The 18,879-nt window shown below is 60.3% G+C and carries 12 protein-coding genes and 1 tRNA gene; 8 read left to right on the top strand and 5 right to left on the bottom strand.

The genetic code is table 11. The annotated features are described in order from the left end of the window. Positions 1-18 precede the first annotated feature (18 nt). Both ACQK2G_RS16045 and ACQK2G_RS16040 read right to left on the bottom strand, forming a co-directional pair. The gene (locus ACQK2G_RS16045) at positions 19-3,525 is read right to left on the bottom strand and encodes a response regulator (RefSeq protein WP_425406043.1); all 3,507 of its coding nucleotides are present in this window, start codon (positions 3,523-3,525) and stop codon (positions 19-21) included. 161 nt (positions 3,526-3,686) lie between these two features. After that, entirely contained in the window at positions 3,687-5,891 is a 2,205-nt protein-coding gene (locus tag ACQK2G_RS16040; RefSeq protein WP_425406042.1) for a caspase family protein, read from the bottom strand. 87 nt (positions 5,892-5,978) lie between these two features. Between ACQK2G_RS16040 and ACQK2G_RS16035 the strand changes: the two genes are divergently transcribed. Beyond that, positions 5,979-8,633 carry a tetratricopeptide repeat protein gene (locus ACQK2G_RS16035; RefSeq protein WP_425406041.1) on the top strand — a complete coding sequence of 885 codons (2,655 nt, stop codon included), beginning with the start codon at positions 5,979-5,981 and terminating at the stop codon, positions 8,631-8,633. Between the two features lie 10 nt (positions 8,634-8,643). Then, positions 8,644-10,125: a caspase family protein gene (locus ACQK2G_RS16030; protein ID WP_425406040.1), complete on the top strand. Its 1,482-nt coding sequence runs from the start codon at positions 8,644-8,646 to the stop codon at positions 10,123-10,125. An 88-nt stretch (positions 10,126-10,213) separates the two neighbouring features. On the opposite strand, the gene ACQK2G_RS16025 is transcribed toward ACQK2G_RS16030, so the two are convergent. After that, positions 10,214-10,290, bottom strand: a tRNA-Pro gene (locus tag ACQK2G_RS16025). 247 nt (positions 10,291-10,537) lie between these two features. Between ACQK2G_RS16025 and ACQK2G_RS16020 the strand changes: the two genes are divergently transcribed. The 5 genes from ACQK2G_RS16020 (at position 10,538) to ACQK2G_RS16000 (ending at position 15,487) form a co-directional block, all read left to right on the top strand. Next, entirely contained in the window at positions 10,538-11,080 is a 543-nt protein-coding gene (locus ACQK2G_RS16020; RefSeq protein ID WP_425406039.1) for a DUF924 family protein, read from the top strand. 318 nt (positions 11,081-11,398) lie between these two features. Continuing rightward, positions 11,399-11,836, top strand: a complete 438-nt coding sequence (locus ACQK2G_RS16015; protein ID WP_425406038.1) for a CBS domain-containing protein — start codon at positions 11,399-11,401, stop codon at positions 11,834-11,836. Positions 11,837-12,006: 170 nt separating this feature from the next. Continuing rightward, positions 12,007-13,551, top strand: coding sequence for an acetolactate synthase large subunit (locus ACQK2G_RS16010; protein ID WP_425406037.1), 1,545 nt, complete (start codon positions 12,007-12,009; stop codon positions 13,549-13,551). A 140-nt stretch (positions 13,552-13,691) separates the two neighbouring features. Then, the gene (locus tag ACQK2G_RS16005) at positions 13,692-14,918 is read left to right on the top strand and encodes an APC family permease (RefSeq protein ID WP_425406036.1); all 1,227 of its coding nucleotides are present in this window, start codon (positions 13,692-13,694) and stop codon (positions 14,916-14,918) included. 35 nt (positions 14,919-14,953) lie between these two features. Then, positions 14,954-15,487 carry a DinB family protein gene (locus ACQK2G_RS16000; RefSeq protein ID WP_425406035.1) on the top strand — a complete coding sequence of 178 codons (534 nt, stop codon included), beginning with the start codon at positions 14,954-14,956 and terminating at the stop codon, positions 15,485-15,487. A gap of 7 nt (positions 15,488-15,494) precedes the next feature. On the opposite strand, the gene ACQK2G_RS15995 is transcribed toward ACQK2G_RS16000, so the two are convergent. Continuing rightward, positions 15,495-15,878, bottom strand: coding sequence for a cupin domain-containing protein (locus ACQK2G_RS15995; RefSeq protein WP_425406034.1), 384 nt, complete (start codon positions 15,876-15,878; stop codon positions 15,495-15,497). 185 nt (positions 15,879-16,063) lie between these two features. Here ACQK2G_RS15995 and ACQK2G_RS15990 point away from each other — a divergent pair, with 185 nt between their 5' ends. Further along, positions 16,064-16,402: an HlyU family transcriptional regulator gene (locus tag ACQK2G_RS15990; protein ID WP_425406033.1), complete on the top strand. Its 339-nt coding sequence runs from the start codon at positions 16,064-16,066 to the stop codon at positions 16,400-16,402. Between the two features lie 12 nt (positions 16,403-16,414). On the opposite strand, the gene ACQK2G_RS15985 is transcribed toward ACQK2G_RS15990, so the two are convergent. Continuing rightward, positions 16,415-17,149: a class I SAM-dependent methyltransferase gene (locus ACQK2G_RS15985; RefSeq protein ID WP_425406032.1), complete on the bottom strand. Its 735-nt coding sequence runs from the start codon at positions 17,147-17,149 to the stop codon at positions 16,415-16,417. Positions 17,150-18,879 lie beyond the last annotated feature (1,730 nt).

Genomic DNA, 18,879 nt, shown 5'->3' with positions numbered 1-18,879 from the left:
TGCCCTATTTCAGTCACGTCAATTGATCACGGCTTCCGGGTCGATCAAGGCCAATGCCTCTTCGAATTCGAACCGGTTCAAATAACCAAATAGGTCTTTCGCGCGTTGTTCGCCCAAAGCTGAAACCAGCGTTGTGCGATGCGCGTTGCTCCATTCGACGGCTTCTGCGTCATCGTCCTGCAACAAGGTTGTCAGACGCGCTAGGATCTCTTCCGACGCTTCTTCGGAAACGTCACGATCCTGTGTTCCCCGATCGACACTTTCCTTCGAGGCCTGATCCATGGACGAGACGAGTTCTGCTGCAATAGCCGCGACCAGGGGTTCGACAGCGCCTAGCAAGGCGACGACGTCCTGCTCCAACGTTGGAACCGAGGTCACCGTTCTCGCTTGAACCTCCAGGTCGCCCGCTTGGTCCGCAACGGCCCCGGCCCCCATCGTCGCCGCGAGGCCTTTCAATGTGTGCGCCGCCCGTTCCAGGCGATTGGGGTCGGTGTCACTCAGCGCGCTGCGGAACGATGCCTCCATTTCAGGCCAACCTTCGCAGAAACTCTGCAGCAGGGATCGGTAACGGGGCAGATTGCCGTTGAAATAGGAAAGTCCGAGACGATCGTCCAATCCCGGAATGTCGAAGCCGGTCCGCTGACCGGGTGCGGTGTCCGGCGTCCGATCGTTTCCTTGGATGGGGGGCGTCCAGCCGTCGCTGTCTTCCCGTCCCGCGAAGCGGGCCAATATGGTATAGAACGCCGCGATATCGATGGGCTTTCCCAAATGTTCCGTCATGCCCGCGGCGATGAAACGCTGGCGGTCACCGGCCATGACATTCGCGGTCATTGCGATGATTGGCAGGTTCTGGAATTTCTCGTTGCTTCGAAGGATCTTTGTGGCGGCGACACCGTCGATGACCGGCATATGCACATCCATCAGCACGATGTCGAATGTTTCGCGCTCGATCCTGTCGACCGCCTCCCGGCCGTTCGACACGACGGTGACGGACGCTTTTGTGTCTTTCAGCAGTTCCACGACGATTTCCTGGTTCGTCGTATTGTCTTCCGCCAACAATATTCGGACGTCCTTCAGGTTCGGCGCCGTGGCCGATTGTATCTGGCTTCGCCCGTCGGACATGGGTGAGATGGCACCGCCGGGACCGTCGAACAACTGCACGACCACATCGTAGAGCACTGAAGCGCTAACGGGTTTCATAAGCATCGTCAGCAGATTGCTCTCCTTCGATGCTTCGGGGAAACGCTCATCCCCATAGGCGGTCACCATGACGAGTGTAGGTTCGTCCGGATTGCCCGAGAGTGTGCGGATGCGGTTCGCTGTTTCGTAGCCATCCATGCCGGGCATATGCCAGTCCAGGAAGATCACCGCATATGGCGCTCCGGTTTCCAATGCACTCACATATGCCTCGATCGCGGACGAGCCGTCCGCCGCCTGATCGACGGAAAGGCCCATTTCTTCTAGCATGCCGGCAAGGATTAGCCGTGCGCTGTCATTGTCGTCGACCACAAGGACGCGGGTCCCGGTCGACCGGGCGCGATACTCCCGAACCGTCCTTAGATGATCGTCCTTCTTGAAGGGGGCTTCGAACCAGAAGGTGCTGCCTTTGCCTGCCGTGCTCTCCAAACCAACTTCGCCGCCCATCAACTCGGCGAGCTTCTTGCAAATTGACAAGCCCAGCCCCGTCCCGCCGTATCTCCGGGTTGTGGATGCGTCCGCCTGTTGAAATGACTGGAAGAGTTTCGATTGCTGTTCCGGTGTCAGGCCGATGCCGGAATCCGTGACCGACATGCGTAATCGCACGCGTTCGTCGCAATCCGAGACCACATGGACCGAAACCGCGATTTCCCCTTCTTCGGTGAACTTCACCGCGTTGTTCGCGTAGTTGGTGAGGATCTGACCGATGCGCAACGGGTCCCCGATCAGGCTTAGCGGCACGTCCGGCGCAATACTCAACAGGAACTCCAGGCCTTTCGACGCCGCCTTCTGCGCCACGACATCCGCGACGTTACGCAGCACCTTTTCGACGTCGAAGGAAATGTTCTCGATATCGAGTTTGCCGGCTTCGATTTTCGAGGAATCGAGGATGTCGTTCACAATCGCTAGAAGGTTCTGACTGGAAGCATGCACCCGATCCACGAAGCCGGCCTGGCGATCCGTCAGGCTGGTCGTGCGCAGCAAATGGGTCATGCCGACGATGGCATTCAACGGGGTGCGGATCTCGTGACTCATATTCGCCAGAAAAGCCGACTTCGCCTTGTTGGCGGCATCCGCCTGCAGGCGGGCCTCGATCAACTCTTCTTCGATTTCCTTCCGTCGCGTGATGTCGCGCATGATGCCGGTGTAGAAAACCTCGTCGCCGACGATCGCTTCTCCGACCGACAGTTCGATCATCACCGGGGATCCGTCGCGCCGCCGACCGATAACCTCTCGGCCGATCCCGATGATATGCGCCTCACGGGTCTCTTCGTAACGCTTGATGAAGCCCGTATGCTCGGTTTGACTGATGCCGTCCGTCAGAACGGACACATTCGTGCCAATGGCTTCATCGGCCGTGTATCCGAAGATTTGCTGCGCGCTCTGGCTCCAGCGCTGAATCGTGCCATGGGTGTCGATGACCACGATCGCTTCGGCGGCGGTATCGAAAATCGTCTGCAGGCGGGTCTGGTCCTCCAGCGCCATTTTTTCGGCGGCTTTTCTTTGCCGGACTTCCTCTGCGAGTACTCGGGCCGTTTCGTTCTGTCTCGCGGCAAAGGAAGCGGCGGCGACCCCAACGGCCAGGGCCAAGGTCCCCAGCCCGACGAACAATGCCATAATGCCGGGGTTCAGGCCGTCTACGGCGGGCGGCGCTTCGGGGATCGGGAAAAACACGGCTGCTTGCATCGCGACGTAATGCATCGACGCTACCGCGCAACCCAGAATGATGGAGGCGATGAACTGACGGGTTCGGGACGGTTCACCGTTTTCCTGGCCGTAAGCGGCGACCGTCAACGCGACATAGGACAGGCCGACGGCCGCCACGACCGATAGCCCCACGAGACTGGGGTCGTACAGCAGCACGGCCGGCAACCGCATGGCGGCCATGCCGACATAATGCATCGTCCCGATACCCGCCCCCATCAGAACGGCGCCGATTATCAATCTTGTCTGAAGTCCGAAATCCGTTCGGCCGATGACGACCAGTGCCGTCAAACTCGCAAGGATGCCGGGAAGGATCGAAACCGCCGTCGTCAGAAAGTCGTATGAAATCCCGCAGGGCAGGGAGAATGCCAGCATTCCAACGAAATGCATGCCCCAGATCGATCCGCCAAAGCCCAGACCGCCTGCGAACTTCCACAACAGGTGGTTCGTCGTGCCGGTCGGTGCGCGGCCTTCGCTCTGTGAGTAGCTCGTCAAGCCTGACCATGCGCCGCAAACCGCGATCACGATGGACAGAATCACCAAATCCGCCCGGAAGTAACCGATCAGCGGAACCTGGAGCTCGGGCGCGTTGACGAGTTCGGTAAAGAAGGAATTCAGATACATTCGGTTCAATGATTTCTATGAAATGGGGGCAGGGTTGGGATCGTTCATTATATTATGTTGCATTTAATAAGCGATATATCAGATTGGATTTTCATGAATAACCGTAAAAATTCACCTTTTCCAACCACCTGTTCATTATGTGGGTTGAAAAAGTAACGGTGTTACCGTCCGCGCTGTAGAATCCATTGCAGGACCGTTGCGGTTCCGCGAGGACCGTCATGTCCTGAAGTCCCAAGATCTATTCCGCGTGAGCCCTGGGATTGGGCGGCCGCGGCAATCGCGGCGCCGTATCCGGTAAGCCCGGCCCCGCGTGAGGATGCCCCAGGTTGATTGTCGGCAAGAAACCTGAAATCGGCTTCAGGATGGCCTGGCTTTGCCTCCTGGGCCAAGATGATCAGCCGCTCGGCGACATTGCGCGGGCCCGTGTTGTCGTCGGTGTAGGCGGCGAAACGCAAGGGCGGTAATCTGTCGCCGGCATGAATCCGATTGCTTTGGCCGACCGGCGGAAACAGCACGGCCAAGTCATTTTCTGCGCCCAGAAACAGAATGGTCAGATCCCAGTCTTCGCGGCTTCTGTTCCTGATCTGCAAGGTAAGCAGATCGCAATGTCCGAGTACCGTGACGCCGTTTACGAAGTCTTCGTTGTCCAGGCGTGCGACGCGGCCGCAATTGAGGTCCGATCTTTTTGCCACGCGGCTGAGTGCTTCCGGAGCGACAGCGGCAACCTGCAGGCGGAGGGCAATCGTATCGTCGAAGGGTACGGAGGCCGCTTCCAAGGCCAGGGTCATGACGAGCCGTGCCCGCGCTGCCTTTCGGATCGCGTCCCGCAATCGGGCGGCATCCTGCTCCAATTCGCCAGTGAGAGCGATGGTGGCAGGTGAGGGGCCGGACCCGTCGCCGTCTATGACTCCGTCGGCTGCACTCAGCACGGTGGTATCGCCGCGTTGCAAAAGACGGAAATCCGCCGGCGCATCCGGTGATACCCAACGGATGCCGAATGCGTCGGCCAGGTCAGTGTCGCGCTTAAGACGATTGACCGCCTGCCGCAGCGGCCCGGATGAAGCCTCAGATGGCAAGGCCACTGTGAAATCCGCCCGGAAACGCCGTTTGGAGGCCTCGCCCCAGAGCACCGCGCCTTCCGCTCGGTCGGCCGCCGCGAAAAGCTGACGCAGCTTGTCCGACTTGGCTTCCAACCGGCTTTCGAACATGGTGGCTTCAGTTATCGCGGCAAGGCCGAGTCCTTCGGTTGTGTCACGGGTGACACGGGTCACCGCGATCTCGTCCCCCGGGCCCAGGCCTTGCAGACGTCCGGCTGTCAGCACATGTGTGCCGACAGGGCTCACCGACCCAGGCGGGTTCCGACGAACGATTGGCCAGGCCGGGCGGGTGTTCACCTCTTCCATCCCGAGCACCGTCTTGGCCAGACCGGTTCCCTCGAATTTCGGCACAGCGGAGGTTTCCCCCTGTGCCGCATAGGAGGCGACCAGGGCATTCGCGGCTTCCTGGTAGCTGAGGGCCGGGCTCCGGCTCAGGACGGAGAACAGGTTGAAGCTGAACACACCGAAAACACGCTCGTCCTCGGGTACCATTCGGCGTTCCAATGTCGCCTGATTGTCCTGGGCGGCGAAGAAAGCGGCGAACCCGCCCGCATCCGGTTTCAGAACGGGAATCTCAGGGGGGGCAGGCAGCAACTCGGACCCGGTGCCGGCCAGTCGTCGGCGCAGGCTTCGCAATTCGCGCGGGTCCAGCGCGAGCCTAACGCGCCGTTCGGACCCGCCCCCTGCGCCGCGCGTCATGCCGCCGGAATGGCAGGAGTCGAAAACCAGCCAGACGAAGGCTCCGGTGTTACGCAACCGCGTGACGTGACGGCGCAGCAATCCGTCGCTCAACGCATTCGGGAAGACACCGATTTCCTCATCCATCGGCTGGGCATCCATCGGCAGGAAGACTTCGTCGAGAGAGTCGCCCTCATCCTCCAAAGCCGCGCCCAATTGTTGGCTGCCATGCCCGGCGAAGTGCAGGTAGACGGTGTCGCCCGGACCCACTTGCTGCCGGATCGCGTCAATGGCCTTTTCAATGGTACCCAAGGTTGGGTCGCCGATCGCGCCTTCGACACCATCGGCAAGAAGCGTAATCCTTTCCGCCGGCACGTTCCGCGATGTCAGAAAATTCCGCGCGGCAATGACGTCATTACCGGGGCCGCGCAAAGTGAAGTCGGGTCCGAGCGCTGGATATGAGTTGACCCCAACCAATAAGGCGTGGACTGCCGCCGAGGCCGGCTGAATGAGGATCAACGGCGCTGTGACAAGAAATACAAGGGCCAGCGGAATCCGCAAGATCATGGAGCCGGTAACGGAAACCTTCATACGCGCGCACTTGTCTAATGAATTGATGGGTTTAGACTTTCCAATCGGAAACGTATCACAGTCCCGGCGTGAAAAAAGGGTGGTCTCATGATCAGTGGTGTCTCGCGGTTTTTCGGCCTTTTCCTGGCGGTTTTCATCGTTACCTGCCTGACATCCAGGTCCTCCCATGCATTGGACAGCGGCCTTGCCGAAGCGCTGGAGCGCCACGCGGCGGGGATGGAGACGGTTACCCAAGAGAATTACTACGATGTTTATCAGCAATATCTTCAGCGCAGCTGGGAACTGACCCGCGCGCTCTATGATGCAAACGCACCCGCCGAAAGGCTTGCCCTGGCGGAACGGACAATCGCCTTGCTGGGCAAGACCGGTTATCCGGATATCGACGAAATACAGAAGTTCGAATTTGAACGATTCGTTGCGCTTTACCAACTCGGCCGCGGCACGGATGCCGAAGAGTTGTTGGGCGACGAACTGCGCGGGCAATTCCTTCGCAATTATCTACCCCCGAAAATGCAGGACATCACGGCGCGCGCCGCCTTCAGGGAAGGGGAAAATGCTCTCAACAATGGCCAGTTGGAATCCGCGCCGTGGGTATATTCGGCGGCGGCGCGCGATTACCTCAAACTTGAAGGCGCCAACTCGCCGAGCCGCATTGTCGCGATTTCGAGAAGTGCTCTGAGTTCCGCCATGAGTGGCCGCTACAAACAGGCGCGACAGGAACTGGACCGTGTCTTCAACGAAGGTGGGCTATCGGCTGACGCTGCACGGGCGCTTGCCGATGTTGCCGGCAAGGTCGCGCTGATGGCCGGCGACGCCGAAAAGGCCGCCGGTTACTTCGACCAGGCTCTGGACGCGGAGCAACGAAAGACCCCACCTCATAATGGTGGGGCATTTGGAACCCGGCTTGCCGCGGCGAGCGTCTACTTGCGGACCGGGCAGATAGGCAAGGCGGCTGAGATCGTCGACACGTTGTATTCGGCGACCTCCAGCTTGGAGATGTTGGCCCGTATCCACCGGTTGGCCGGTCGGATCGCTTTGGCTGCAAACGACCCGACCGCTGCCAAGGCCTCTCTGCTTCAAGCCCTGAAATCCATCGACCAGGACCCGTTGCAGAATTTCAAACTGCGTGGGGCACTCTTGGCGGATTACGCAGCCGTTGGGGGCGGCGCCGATCTCGATGATCCCTTTCCCATGGCCGGAAGTGCGGCGGAGAGCATTCTCAACCGGGCGGAACGCATGATCGCCGAGCGCCGTTACCAGTCTGCACTGGATAACTTGGCTCCGCTCACCGCGGCAGGCGACCTTTCACCGTCGCAGCAAGGCCGTCTCGTACTCGCTCTTGCCCATGCCAATTTCTTCCTTGAAGGGCCGACCGGGGCGGGAGAGGAAGGCTTGGTTCAGACATTGAGCGACGCTGCTATCTTCCCCGATTCCGCTAGAGCGGGAATGCTCTACCTTGCCTTCGAAACCGCAATGCATAACCGAAGCCTGGAGCGTGCCGGCGACTTTCTTGGTCGTTTGGAGGAGATCGTTTTCGCTCACCGGCCGGAAGGACATCCCGACCTGTTCGTGATCGCCAGTTTGAATGCGGCGCTCTACTACGGACAATACGCAACCGATAATTTTTACGACGAGACGGGGCAAACAATAACGGCTGAATTCGGTAAGGTCGTCGTCGCCAGCGCCCGGGATTTCGGTTTGGTGTCGCCGGTGACGGCACAGGTCCTGAAGCCGCAGCTCACCTATGGTATCCGGCACGGAAACGATTGGGTCGAGGATGTCGGCGAGGGCAATGCGGCTGTTCTGCACACGGACCTCGTCAGCGGCCTGTTGGAGATGACCGGGCATCCGACAGATGCCGATCTACTCCGCCTCAAATACGAAAGGGCACTCTCCATTCTCGCCAGCCTGGCGGACAGCTATGGCGAGCAGCGCGATGTGCGATTGCGCAGCGGCTTGGCGGCGTTGGACGAGATCATTGCCGCCCAGCAGGATCGGGGGGCGTCCAACCTTGCCGAAGAGGCATCGTATCTCCGCTCACTGTTCAATGGCGCCACGCCGCGCGATACGGACACTATCCTTGCGAAAAAGGCGATGGAAGCGCGTGGCTTCGATCCCAAGGCGATCCTGGCAATCTTGTTTGGCGCGCCGACACAGGAAGACCCACGCATGGCGCGAATTCTGAAAAGGCTGATCGAGGCCGAATACGGTATTGATCGTGAAGACGGAGGCTGGGGCGGATACGCCGAGTCGTTGATGGCGGATCTCGCCTTCGATCCTGAAACGGGAACCCATTTCGGTTTCGCGCCCTTTGATACGCAATCCTATCCCGAAGGGAAAAGCGTGCTCGAGAGAAGCGCTTTGATTTCGGACTGTTTCCGCAATGGTCGACCCTGGTCAGATTGCACGCTGACTTATTCTCCGCTGGGCGGCGGCAAACTGACCGCGGAGGAGGCCGCTGAATGTCGGGATCAAGCCCTCCAGGCGGAAAGGCATTCCGTGATTTATGCCCGGTATGAAGCGGATGCGGTGGCCGCGGATGCCCAGGAAAAATACGATCTCGCCTCTTCCATCAGGCAACAGCGGGACGAGGAGTTGGAACAGGCGGGGCTTTCGAGCATTTTTCCGTCGTGCTGGGTATACGAGAAAGGGCCCGGCGTGATCGACCCGGCCGCCGCCAAGGCGAAGCCGCAGATCGATCTGACCCGCGTCATCCTGAAGAAGAAAAAGAAGGCGGAATAGGGCTGTGCCGATGTCGATCCTGCATCGTTATGTCTGGTTCGGCCTTGGTATTGTGCTGATCTGGTGCTGTGTGTGGTCAGGTTCGGCGGGTGCGCAGACTGCCGGGGCACCCGACCGAGATGTCTTCAATCGCAATATCCGCAAGGTCGCCCTGGTTGTCGGCGCGGCCGATTACGCGGACCAGGAACCCCTTGCCAATCCGTTGCGGGATGCGGCGGCTGTTGCCGATAAACTGAAGGGAATCGGCTTCGAGGTGATCGAAACGGTCAATCCGACGATCGACGACTTGCGCGACGCGGAAGACGATTTCCTGGATGCTGCGCTCGATGCGGATATCGCATTGTTCTACTTCGCCGGCCACAGCATCCAGGTCAGTGACGTGAATTACCTGATCCCCGTCGACGCTCGGTTGGACGATCCCAAAAGCCTGCGGCGCGAATTGTTGGATGTGTCGCGTCTGGTGTCGCGGCTCGACCGGTTGGCCAAGACCAAGATCATCATTCTCGATGCCTGCCGCAACAATCCTTTCCTGGATCGCGTGGCGGTGGTGTCGGACGGACAACAGATCGAGGGAACGCAGACCGCCCAGTCGCAGCCTGCCAGCCGCGGCCTCGCCCCTCTCTCCACCTTTTCCGAGGAGGTGGATGTGAAACGCGCGGAGGATGGCGAAGCTTACGGAACCGTCATCGCCTATGCCGCGGCCGCGGGGCGCACCGCGTCGGACGGCGATGGTGAGCACAGTCCCTATACGACCGCGCTGTTGGAACGCCTGGATGAGCCGGGCCTGGAGGTCGGTCGCATGTTCCGGGCGGTTGCCGGCGATGTGTTGAAGAACACCAACGGGGTGCAGCGGCCGGAATACCTCGTGCGACTGACGAACGAGGTCTATTTTCGGTTCCCCGAACCGTTGGACTGCGATTATCTGGCGGCTGAGCCCTACAACAATCTGGGCATCCCCGGTGTCGAATTCGACAGCATCCGGACCGCGGAAGCCATTCCAGCCTGCCGGGATGCGGTCACGGCCGATCCGGACAATCCCCGGTTCCTCCACAATCTAGCGCGGGCCCTGGACGCGGCCCGCCGTTTCGACGAGGCGGTGCCGCTTTACCGGCAAGCGGCGGAGAAGGGATTTGTCTTCGCGGAGAACAATCTCGGCGTCATGCTGTTGAACGGTCAGGGCACGAAACAGGATTTCCAGGCCGGCACCGAGTGGCTGTTGAAGGCGTCGAAACAGGGATATCGGCAGGCGCGGGTCAATCTGACGGGAATCGATTTCCTGTCGATATACGACGACTCCGATTTTCTGGCGCTTGCCCGCCATCTGACCAAGGCCGGCTTTACCCCTGGCGAGGTGATCGATCGGGAAACCGTGACCCGGGCGCTTGCGGGATATCAACGGGCAAACAAGCTTGTCGTCGCCGGCGCGACCCTGGAAACCCTGCATCACCTGGGCGCCCTGGCAACAATACCGGCCTATTCCATCGACGATTAAACCGCCCGACCCCGCCGGAAAAAGGCCAAGGCCAACCGAACAGAGCAAATGTCCGCCGGTAATCATCATTCATTTCAAGGGGATGAGTTGGTCGGAGTGGCAAGATTTGAACTTGCGGCCCCTGCCTCCCGAAGACAGTGCTCTACCAGGCTGAGCTACACTCCGCGACCAAGCATATGTCCGGCCGATCCCGCTATTGCTGTGCGGGTGGCGCGGTGCGGCTATATAGCCTCGCAAATGGGGGCGTGCAAGCCGCCAGTTGCTAAAATTTCGACCGGCGGTTTTGCCCGTTGGCCGGGGGCTTCCGGTGTTCGTCCCTGCGGGAGGCGGATTTGGGATTGAACTCCCGCCCGGAAACGCGATTTTCGTGAGGATACGGACGAAATATCGCGACAGCGTGGGGGACGGAGAGATGGACGAGGTCCAATCGGTACTGCGGTTCTGGTTCGAGGAAAGCACGCCTCAGCAATGGTTTGAGAAGAGCGACGACTATGATCGCGCCATTCGCGACCACTTCGGTGCCCTGCATGCGGCTGCCGCGCGCGGCGATCACGACGGTTGGGCGGAAACGCCTGATGGGGCATTGGCGCTGATCCTGGTATTGGATCAGTTCTCCCGCAATCTGTTCCGCGACGATCCGAGGGCCTTCGCCCAGGATGCGAAGGCGCTGGGCATCGCGAAAGACGCGATCGCCATCGGCCATGACATGGAGGTATCCGAAGCGCGACGCGTCTTCTTCTACGTCCCCTTCGAGCATAGCGAGGATCTGGCGGATCAGGAGGCATGTCTTCCGTATTTCGAGGCTTTGTCCAATGCCGACTACCTGAAATACGCTATTGCCCATCGGGACATCATCGCCCGTTTCGGACGGTTTCCGCATCGCAATGCGGTCCTGGGTCGGGAATCGACACAGGAGGAGATCGAATTCTTGAAAACCCCGGGTTCGTCGTTCTAGCGCGGCGTTTCCCGACCGGCCGGGCAAGGTGCTGTCAAATAGTAGAATACCAACCGGATGCATTTGCGGCCGAACGGGTTTCGGGTGATACTATCCGCATGCCGAACCGGAATTCAGTTCGCCGCAAGGGCGGCTGACCGGGGGAGACAGGGTCCGGCAACGGACCAATAAAGGTGGAACGGGTGAGGGAAGGTCACGGGCGAACCAGACGCAGTTATTCAGTAGTGGACCGTTGGACGCCTATCCGGTGATGCGGGTGTGAAATCGGGGGACCGGCATATCAATTCGTGACCTGCTAGCTTGAGGAAGGAAACGAGTATGACAGTCGCCATAATGCTGAAGTCTAAAGGCCCGGATATCATTTCCGTGGCGCCTCGTGAAACGATTGCCTCGGCAGTTGCGCTCTTGGCCAAGATGAAAATCGGTGCGGTCGTCGTTTGCGGCCCCGACGGCGAGTTGATCGGCATTTTGTCCGAGCGCGATATCGTGCGTGGATTGGGTGAGCATGGAACCGATGTCATGGGCCATACCGTAGAAAGCCTGATGACCGCGAACGTGAAGACCTGTACCGTCCACGACACCGCTGACGGCCTTATGCAGCGCATGACGGAAGGCCGTTTCCGCCATATGCCGGTCCTGGATGATAATGGAAAATTGGCCGGCGTTATCTCTATCGGCGATGTGGTCAAACGGCGCATAAGTCAGCTGGAATCGGAAACAGAAGCGATGCGCGAATATATCTCCGGACACGGCTGATCGGTTTTTAGGAACACGCGTCCAAACAACACTTCCAATAAAGCGCTGGGACTTGCCCGGCCCCCGTGGCAATCTCCCCGACCGGTCTTGACGGGCGGGCCGGGACGGGGTGCGCCTCGGTTCTGCCCGAAAAAATCACTGTACGAACTTTCAGGTAAATGGAGTGGGTAATGAACGGGGCCGAAAGTCTGGTTAAGACACTGCTCGCCGGGGGTGTCGATGTCTGTTTTGCAAATCCCGGTACGTCCGAAATGCACTTCGTCGCGGCCCTGGATCAGCACCCGGAAATGCGCTGTATCCTGGGGCTGCATGAGACAGTTGTGACGGGGGCTGCCGATGGCTATGCCCGCATGGCCGACAAGCCGGCGGTCACGTTGCTGCATTTGGGACCGGGCCTCGGCAACGGATTGGCCAATATCCACAATGCACGCCGTGCCCGAACCCCGATGATCAACGTGGTCGGCGAGCACAAGACCGAGCATCTGGCCTATAACGCGCCGCTTACAACAGATATTGAAGGTATTGCGCGGCCGGTATCGGACTGGGTTCGAACCATTGCCTCCGCCGATACCGTTGGGCGCGATACGGCGGATGCCATTCGGGCGGCGAGCTCTGCGCCGGGGCACATTTCGACCCTGATCCTGCCGGCCGATATTGCCTGGACCGATTCGAAAGGGCCTGCCGCGGCGCCGACCATTCCCGATGCGCCCGTGGCTTCGGGTAAGGCGATCGACCGGATTGCCGCCTTGCTGAAATCGGGTGACCCGGTCGCTCTGATGATCGGCGACCGGGCATTGCGCGAAGACGGCCTGGACCTTGCCGGTCGGATCGCCGCAAAGACGGGCGCCGTCCTGTTCGCACCACTTTCCAACAAACGCGTCGCCCGCGGCGCCGGCCGGGTCGCCGTGAACCGCGTCCCCTATGTGGTGGATCAGGCCCAGGCGATGCTTTCCGCCTATAAGCACCTGGTATTGGTCGGTGCGCGCGAGCCCGTCGCCTTCTTCGGCTACCCGAATACGCCCAGCCGCCTGGTCCCGGACGATTGCGAGGTTCATCTGCTGGCGGAGTCGCATTACGACCTTATCGGGACGCTAGACGCCCTGACGGATGCGGTCGGTGCGCGCGGAACATCGCCTGTCATCAATGAATTGGACCGGCCGGCGGTGCCCACCGGGGCGATCGATCCGGACAAGATCGCTTTCATGCTGACGGCCATGCTGCCGGAGAATGCGGTCGTGGCCGACGAGACAATAACGACCGGCCGGCAGTTCTTTCCCAAGACCAATACAGCGCCGGAACACGACTGGCTGCAGATCACCGGCGGGGCCATCGGTATCGGCCCGCCGCTGGCAACCGGTGCCGCAATCGGCGCGCCGGGGCGAAAAGTCGTTTCGCTGCAGGCCGATGGTTCCGGTCTCTACTCGGCTCAAGCACTTTGGACCCAGGCGCGGGAAGGGCTCGACGTCACCACGCTGGTCTTCGCCAACCATTCCTACGCGATCCTGCAAGGTGAAATGCGCAAGGTCGGCGTTCAGAATCCGGGCCGAAACGCCATCGACATGCTGTCCCTGGACCGTCCGAAAATCGATTGGGTGCATTTGGCGAAAGGCTATGGGGTCGCGGCCTCCCGTGCGACGACCATGGAGGAATTGTGTGACCAGTTCGGGCGCGGTCTGGCCGAGCCCGGCCCGTATCTTGTCGAGGTCGCGCTCTGATATCGGGCATCCCGCTCCCCCAAACGAATTGATCTCGCGCATTTCCGGATACGCCGGCTGCCGGTAGACTCCCGCCGATAGAAGCAAATTCGTGCCAAGAGCGGGCCCATGGAAGGCCCGCCGGCGGAGGGGAGGGGTTGATGATCGACCGCGCCGGCGAACCGGCCTTGAAACGGGGACTCGGTCTTGTCCTGTTGACGCTATATGGTGTCGGGGTAACCGTCGGCGCGGGGATCTATGTGCTGGTCGGCAAGGTCTCCGCCGAAGCCGGCATCTATGGTCCGGTTGCTTTCCTCATCGCCGCCGTCGTTGCCGGATTGACCGCCCTGTCCTATGGCGAACTATCCGGCCGCTATCCGGTCAGCGCCGGTGAGGCCGTGTATCTGAACGAAGCCTTTCATAATCCGATCCTCGGAACGCTGGTCGGGTTGATGGTCGCTATGACGGGTCTGGTCAGCGCGGCTGTCATCACTCTGGGCTTTGTCGGTTATCTGAACACATTCATCGCCACGCCCGAAACCATAACGCTTTGCGCGGTCATTGCCGTTCTGACCGGGTTGGCCATGTGGGGGATCACCGAATCGGTTTTCCTGTCAGGGCTCATCACGCTGGTCGAAATCGGCGGCCTGATGCTCGTCATCGTCTTCGGCGTGGACGACATGGTTACGTCACCCGACGCCGCGCGAATGCTGTTCCCACCCTTGGAGGCCGGCATTTGGTCCGGTGTTATGTCCGGCGCCCTGTTGGCGTTTTTCGCCTTCATCGGTTTCGAGGACATGGTGAATGTCGCAGAGGAGGTGCGTGATCCCGTCCACACGATGCCGCGCGCGATTATCGCGACATTGGTCCTGACAACGACGCTGTATATTTTTGTGTCTGCGATCTCGGTTACCGCCATTCCCCAGGAAGAGTTGATTGCCAGCGATGCGCCGTTGGCCCTGGTCTTCGAACGCACGTCCGGCATGGATGGAAAGATCTTGGGCGGCGTCGCCGTCTTCGCGGTGATCAATGGCGCGCTGATTCAGATGATCATGGGGTCGCGCATCCTGTTCGGATTGGCGCGTCAGGGGTGGCTGCCGAAGTTTCTTGGGCTCGTCCATCCGGGCCGACAGACGCCGATGATCGCGACTGTCGTCATCGCCGTCATTATTCTGATCTTGGCCCTGGCATTTCCACTGGTCGGATTGGCGGCGGCGACATCCTACATCACGCTCAGCGTTTTCACCCTGGTAAACCTCGCCTTGCTTTGGATACGGTTGCGCGGAGACACTATCGGCATGTGGCGCGTGCCGATTTGGGTGCCGGTCTTCGGCGCCGTGTCGAGCGCGGCGATGGTGATTTTCAATGTGGTGGCCGCATTCGCCTGACGGGTCGTCGGCGACAAGGCCGAATAGGGGGATGTATGAGCCTGGCTGTACGGCAAATGGTGTTGCAGGCCGAGAACAACCGTTGGGCCAACAGGCGGCTTCTTGCCGCATGCGCCGCGTTGCCGGCTGAGGAAATGACCAAGAAGCGACCAAGTTTCTTCGGAACCATCCTGGCGGCATTGAATCATATCCTGATCGTCGACTGGTACTATATCGACGCGTTGAAACAGGCCGGCCGCGCGGCGGAAATACGGGAGAATTATCGCGACGGCGCGCCCGATCCGTTGGAAAATATCGCCGCGCTTGCCGATGCGCAGGACAAGTCGGACGGCGACCTGATCGCCTTTTGCGAAAGTCTGGAAGAACTCGACCTTGCCAGGCAGGTGGATACCCTGCGCGAAGGCGGCGTGATCTGGAAGGAAAGAATCGGCGATCTGCTGCTGCATCTGTTTCAACATCAGATCCATCACCGCGGTCAGGTCCATGACATGCTATCGGCGACCGCGGTTGCGCCGCCGCAACTGGATGAATTCTATCTTGCGATGGACAGGGCCGCCCGGGTCGAATGACGCTTTTTTACCTGTCCTGATCGAGAAACAGGTTCGGTTTCAGGAAAAACCCGATCAGCAACGCGCCATCCGGTGCGCGTGCGACATGCCGGCTTCCGGCGGGCCGCCAAACGAAGTTGCCGGCTGTTACTTCGCCTTCCTCGTCGACGAGCCGGCCTTCCAGGACAAAGGTTTGCTCGATCTCGACATGTTCATGAAAAGGCAGCTCCGAACCCGGCGCCCACTTGAACAGGGCCGTCAACAATCCGGTTTCCTTGTCTTCCATCAACACCTTGGTCTCGACACCGTCGAACCGGGTCTTTTTCCACGGCAGGCTCTCCACATCGACGTAACGGGATGCCAGGTCCGCAAGGCCGATATGGTTCGCGGCATCGGGCGTGGTGGTGGTCATGGCGCATTCCCCCTGTAGCGTCCCGTTGATGGCCGGGATCGATTGGTACGCCGAAATCCTAGGACCATCATCGCGATATTGCCAAGCCGATCCTCCCACGGCGCCCGGCAGGGCTTGGGGTGTCGGCGCCGGAATGGCATAAAGGCTGTCGGAATTGCACATCACTGGCAGACAGAGGCACCGGCATGGCGTCATTCTTTTCAAAACTCTTCGGCGGCGGAAAGCCCGAGGCGAACGACGATTCCCCCGCGGCGCGCGGTGAGACCGTGACGTATAAGGAGTTTTCAATCGCGGCGAGTCCGATGCGGGATGGCGACCAGTGGCGCTTATGCGGCGTCATCCTCAAGGCGGTTCCGGGAACCGACGGGCAGGATGATGTGCAACTGGAACGGACGTTTATCCGCGCGGATCTCTACACATCGCGTGAAGAGGCCGAGACCTTTGCTGTCCGGAAAGGTCAGCAGATTATCGACGAACAGGGCGATCGCCTCTTCGCCGACGGCGCGCCGACAGGCCGTGCCTGACAAGCTTGATCGTCATGCCGCGGAAACGATGATTTCCGGACTGTCTTCCGCAAAGGGGCGCCGGTCCCAGAACCCGAACACCTGAATATCGGAAAATCCCGCACCGCTGAGTTGCTCCTCTATTGCCGCCTTGTCCGGAAAACGGAGGGTGCTTTGGCTGGATAGTTTTTGCCCCGGCAAATGGAAGATTTCCTCGAAGACAACGTGTGCGCCGTCTACGGCCAAGACCTTTCTCTCGATTTCCACGTCGTCGTCTAGGGCTTCCAGCGAAATGCGCTGTTTTCCGTCCCAGTCTGACCAGGGTGAGACGGAAGGGTTGCGGCTTTCGAACAGCAAACGTCCGCCCTTCCGCAAACTGGAGCGAATTTGGCGAAAAGTATCCCTGGTGGTCTCATCCGTCAGCAGGCATTGGAATGCATGGCCCATCATGACGATGGCATCAGCGGCGTTCTCCTTTGGCAGATCGGCTGCCGTGCCTGTAATCCAGCACACCTTATCGCTGCCGCTTTGCCGTTTGGCGAAGTCTATCATGCCGGGAGCGGGGTCGACCGCGGTCACGATGAAGCCGCGGCGTGCCAAGTCCCGGGCGAACCGGCCCGTGCCGCAGCCCAAATCGATGACATGCTCAGCCCAGGACGGGATTTCTCGACGGTAGAAATCATGATCGTGGTTCGCGGCGTTCAGAACATCATAGAGGGGAATGAGCGCCGGGTCGTCGTAGATGGCGTCTTCGCGCGCGTCTGGCATGGCGTCACTTGGATGGAGGTTTAGGGGCGGACCGCGGTTCGCGGCAAAAAAGGAAAGAGGCGTCGGGCGGCGCGGTCGTCCGGTCGGACCTTCCGTCGGAGCCTTCCGGTTTCCCGGTCGCCCCATCGGACAATCCCCGGCCCGCTGCCACGGCCGCTTCCGTCCGCGGGAGTTCGCTAGACGGCGGCGGCGCGCCCGGCGCCTCAAAAGACCTGTCGGCCCGACGGAACTGGCCCACATCAATTGGCAAATCGGGTTTCCCCGACCGGCCTTTCGGCGTGAACCGCCGTCGAGGCCTTGCGGCCTCCCGCACGAAACAGATCGCAATCCGGCAAGTTCGGTGTCTCGGTCACCCTGGCAAAGCACCTTGATGCCGACTCTTGCCTACGCGCCGCCCGCAAGTCCGAACCACCGGTTTCCCAATGGCTGGCCGAAAGCCGCACGCTGCGAGGATCAATGCTTTTCCCGGCTGCCCGCCCGAAGACGCCCCGCAAGACGTCGCCGGAGGGAAACCCTCGGCTGAACCGCCGGTTCCGGTCGCTTCCCGTGCGCCTTCGCTGTCTACCGCTTCCAGGCGCAGGCGCCTGTTGGCGATCTACTCACGAATGAGCTGCCACGGTTCCGCGAATGCCGACTGGCCGGACCGGACCGGTGCCCGAAGGCACAATCCGATCACAGAAGCCGCAGAGCAACGGGCGTTAGCCCACCGCCATCCGGCCGCCGTCCGAAACTGAAAGCGGGACGGATCCCGCCGACGTTTCGCCGCTCAGCCCGACCCCTTGGCCCGATCCATGACGTTGGACGCACGGATCGTCCTCGGGCGAACCACCTGCGGTCGGGTCGACCCCAACCGCGCGCGCTTCAACACATTGTTCCCACGAAACCGGCGATTTGAATGAACGGCTTGCGCCGACACCCCAAGAACCGGCCCCGCGCCCCGCGCCGACGCTGGTTACCGCTCGAGTCGCCCCGATTGGCCCAGCTTCGCCGCGCCCGTCCCGTTTCCGCCCTGATCCGACCCCCGGCGAACCGGTGCCGCGATCATGTGGCATGACGAAACGATGTATCGCGCACCGGTAGTGTCCGCGCATCCCGATCCGCTGTCTATGGAAAAGTGATGACTTCGTGAAATTTGTTGTGTATTAACAATTACTTACAGCACAATTCATCCACAAGTTATCCCCAGTGTTACGCACAGCCGCCAAATCATGTGTGCGGTATGCCCGCGTAGCCACAAGATGAAGTGTTGGCGCGGCCAGTCTTCCAAATATTAGCGGATTTGCGACCGTTTTGCTCGAAAGCGGCAAAAACCGTTTTGACACCGGCCAGTGACGCGATAGGGTATTCGCATAGGGAAGGAGCCTTAGCCGGCTTAGCTCGAAGACGTCCGGTAAACGGCATTAGCTACCGGCAGACATCGTTCCGACGGGACGGTGCCTTGCGAATCACGGTTTTGCGATTCACCGGATTTCAGGAATGGTCCGTGCGGCGTTGCTGCGCGATATAACTGGTTTTCGACTTAATCACTGGTTAGGGAGTTGCTTGATCGGGCGGCGCACGGGATACAGTGCGTGCCGGGATGCGATGACCTTCTTTAGTAAATTCCGATGCTTGGCCGCGCGACGTTCGCGCCGCTCCAGCATGAGGGGATGCTGGGAAAACGCGAAAGGACACTTCATCTGTTCAGAAGTGGTCCGGCCGGTTGGGGGCATACGTAAAGGACATAGTAT

Source organism: Hwanghaeella sp. (assembly GCF_965227365.1).
Lineage (GTDB): Bacteria > Pseudomonadota > Alphaproteobacteria > UBA8366 > Aestuariispiraceae > Hwanghaeella.
This window is presented reverse-complemented; position numbering and strand designations above follow the sequence as displayed.

Excerpts from the sequence above, each read along its gene's own strand:
- ACQK2G_RS16045 (WP_425406043.1), bottom strand. The coding sequence starts at position 3,525 with ATGTATCTGAATTCCTTCTTTACCGAACTCGTCAACGCGCCCGAGCTC.
- ACQK2G_RS16040 (WP_425406042.1), bottom strand. The coding sequence starts at position 5,891 with ATGAAGGTTTCCGTTACCGGCTCCATGATCTTGCGGATTCCGCTGGCC.
- ACQK2G_RS16035 (WP_425406041.1), top strand. The coding sequence starts at position 5,979 with ATGATCAGTGGTGTCTCGCGGTTTTTCGGCCTTTTCCTGGCGGTTTTC.
- ACQK2G_RS16030 (WP_425406040.1), top strand. The coding sequence starts at position 8,644 with ATGTCGATCCTGCATCGTTATGTCTGGTTCGGCCTTGGTATTGTGCTG.
- ACQK2G_RS16020 (WP_425406039.1), top strand. The coding sequence starts at position 10,538 with ATGGACGAGGTCCAATCGGTACTGCGGTTCTGGTTCGAGGAAAGCACG.
- ACQK2G_RS16015 (WP_425406038.1), top strand. The coding sequence starts at position 11,399 with ATGACAGTCGCCATAATGCTGAAGTCTAAAGGCCCGGATATCATTTCC.
- ACQK2G_RS16010 (WP_425406037.1), top strand. The coding sequence starts at position 12,007 with ATGAACGGGGCCGAAAGTCTGGTTAAGACACTGCTCGCCGGGGGTGTC.
- ACQK2G_RS16005 (WP_425406036.1), top strand. The coding sequence starts at position 13,692 with ATGATCGACCGCGCCGGCGAACCGGCCTTGAAACGGGGACTCGGTCTT.
- ACQK2G_RS16000 (WP_425406035.1), top strand. The coding sequence starts at position 14,954 with ATGAGCCTGGCTGTACGGCAAATGGTGTTGCAGGCCGAGAACAACCGT.
- ACQK2G_RS15995 (WP_425406034.1), bottom strand. The coding sequence starts at position 15,878 with ATGACCACCACCACGCCCGATGCCGCGAACCATATCGGCCTTGCGGAC.
- ACQK2G_RS15990 (WP_425406033.1), top strand. The coding sequence starts at position 16,064 with ATGGCGTCATTCTTTTCAAAACTCTTCGGCGGCGGAAAGCCCGAGGCG.
- ACQK2G_RS15985 (WP_425406032.1), bottom strand. The coding sequence starts at position 17,149 with ATGCCAGACGCGCGCGAAGACGCCATCTACGACGACCCGGCGCTCATT.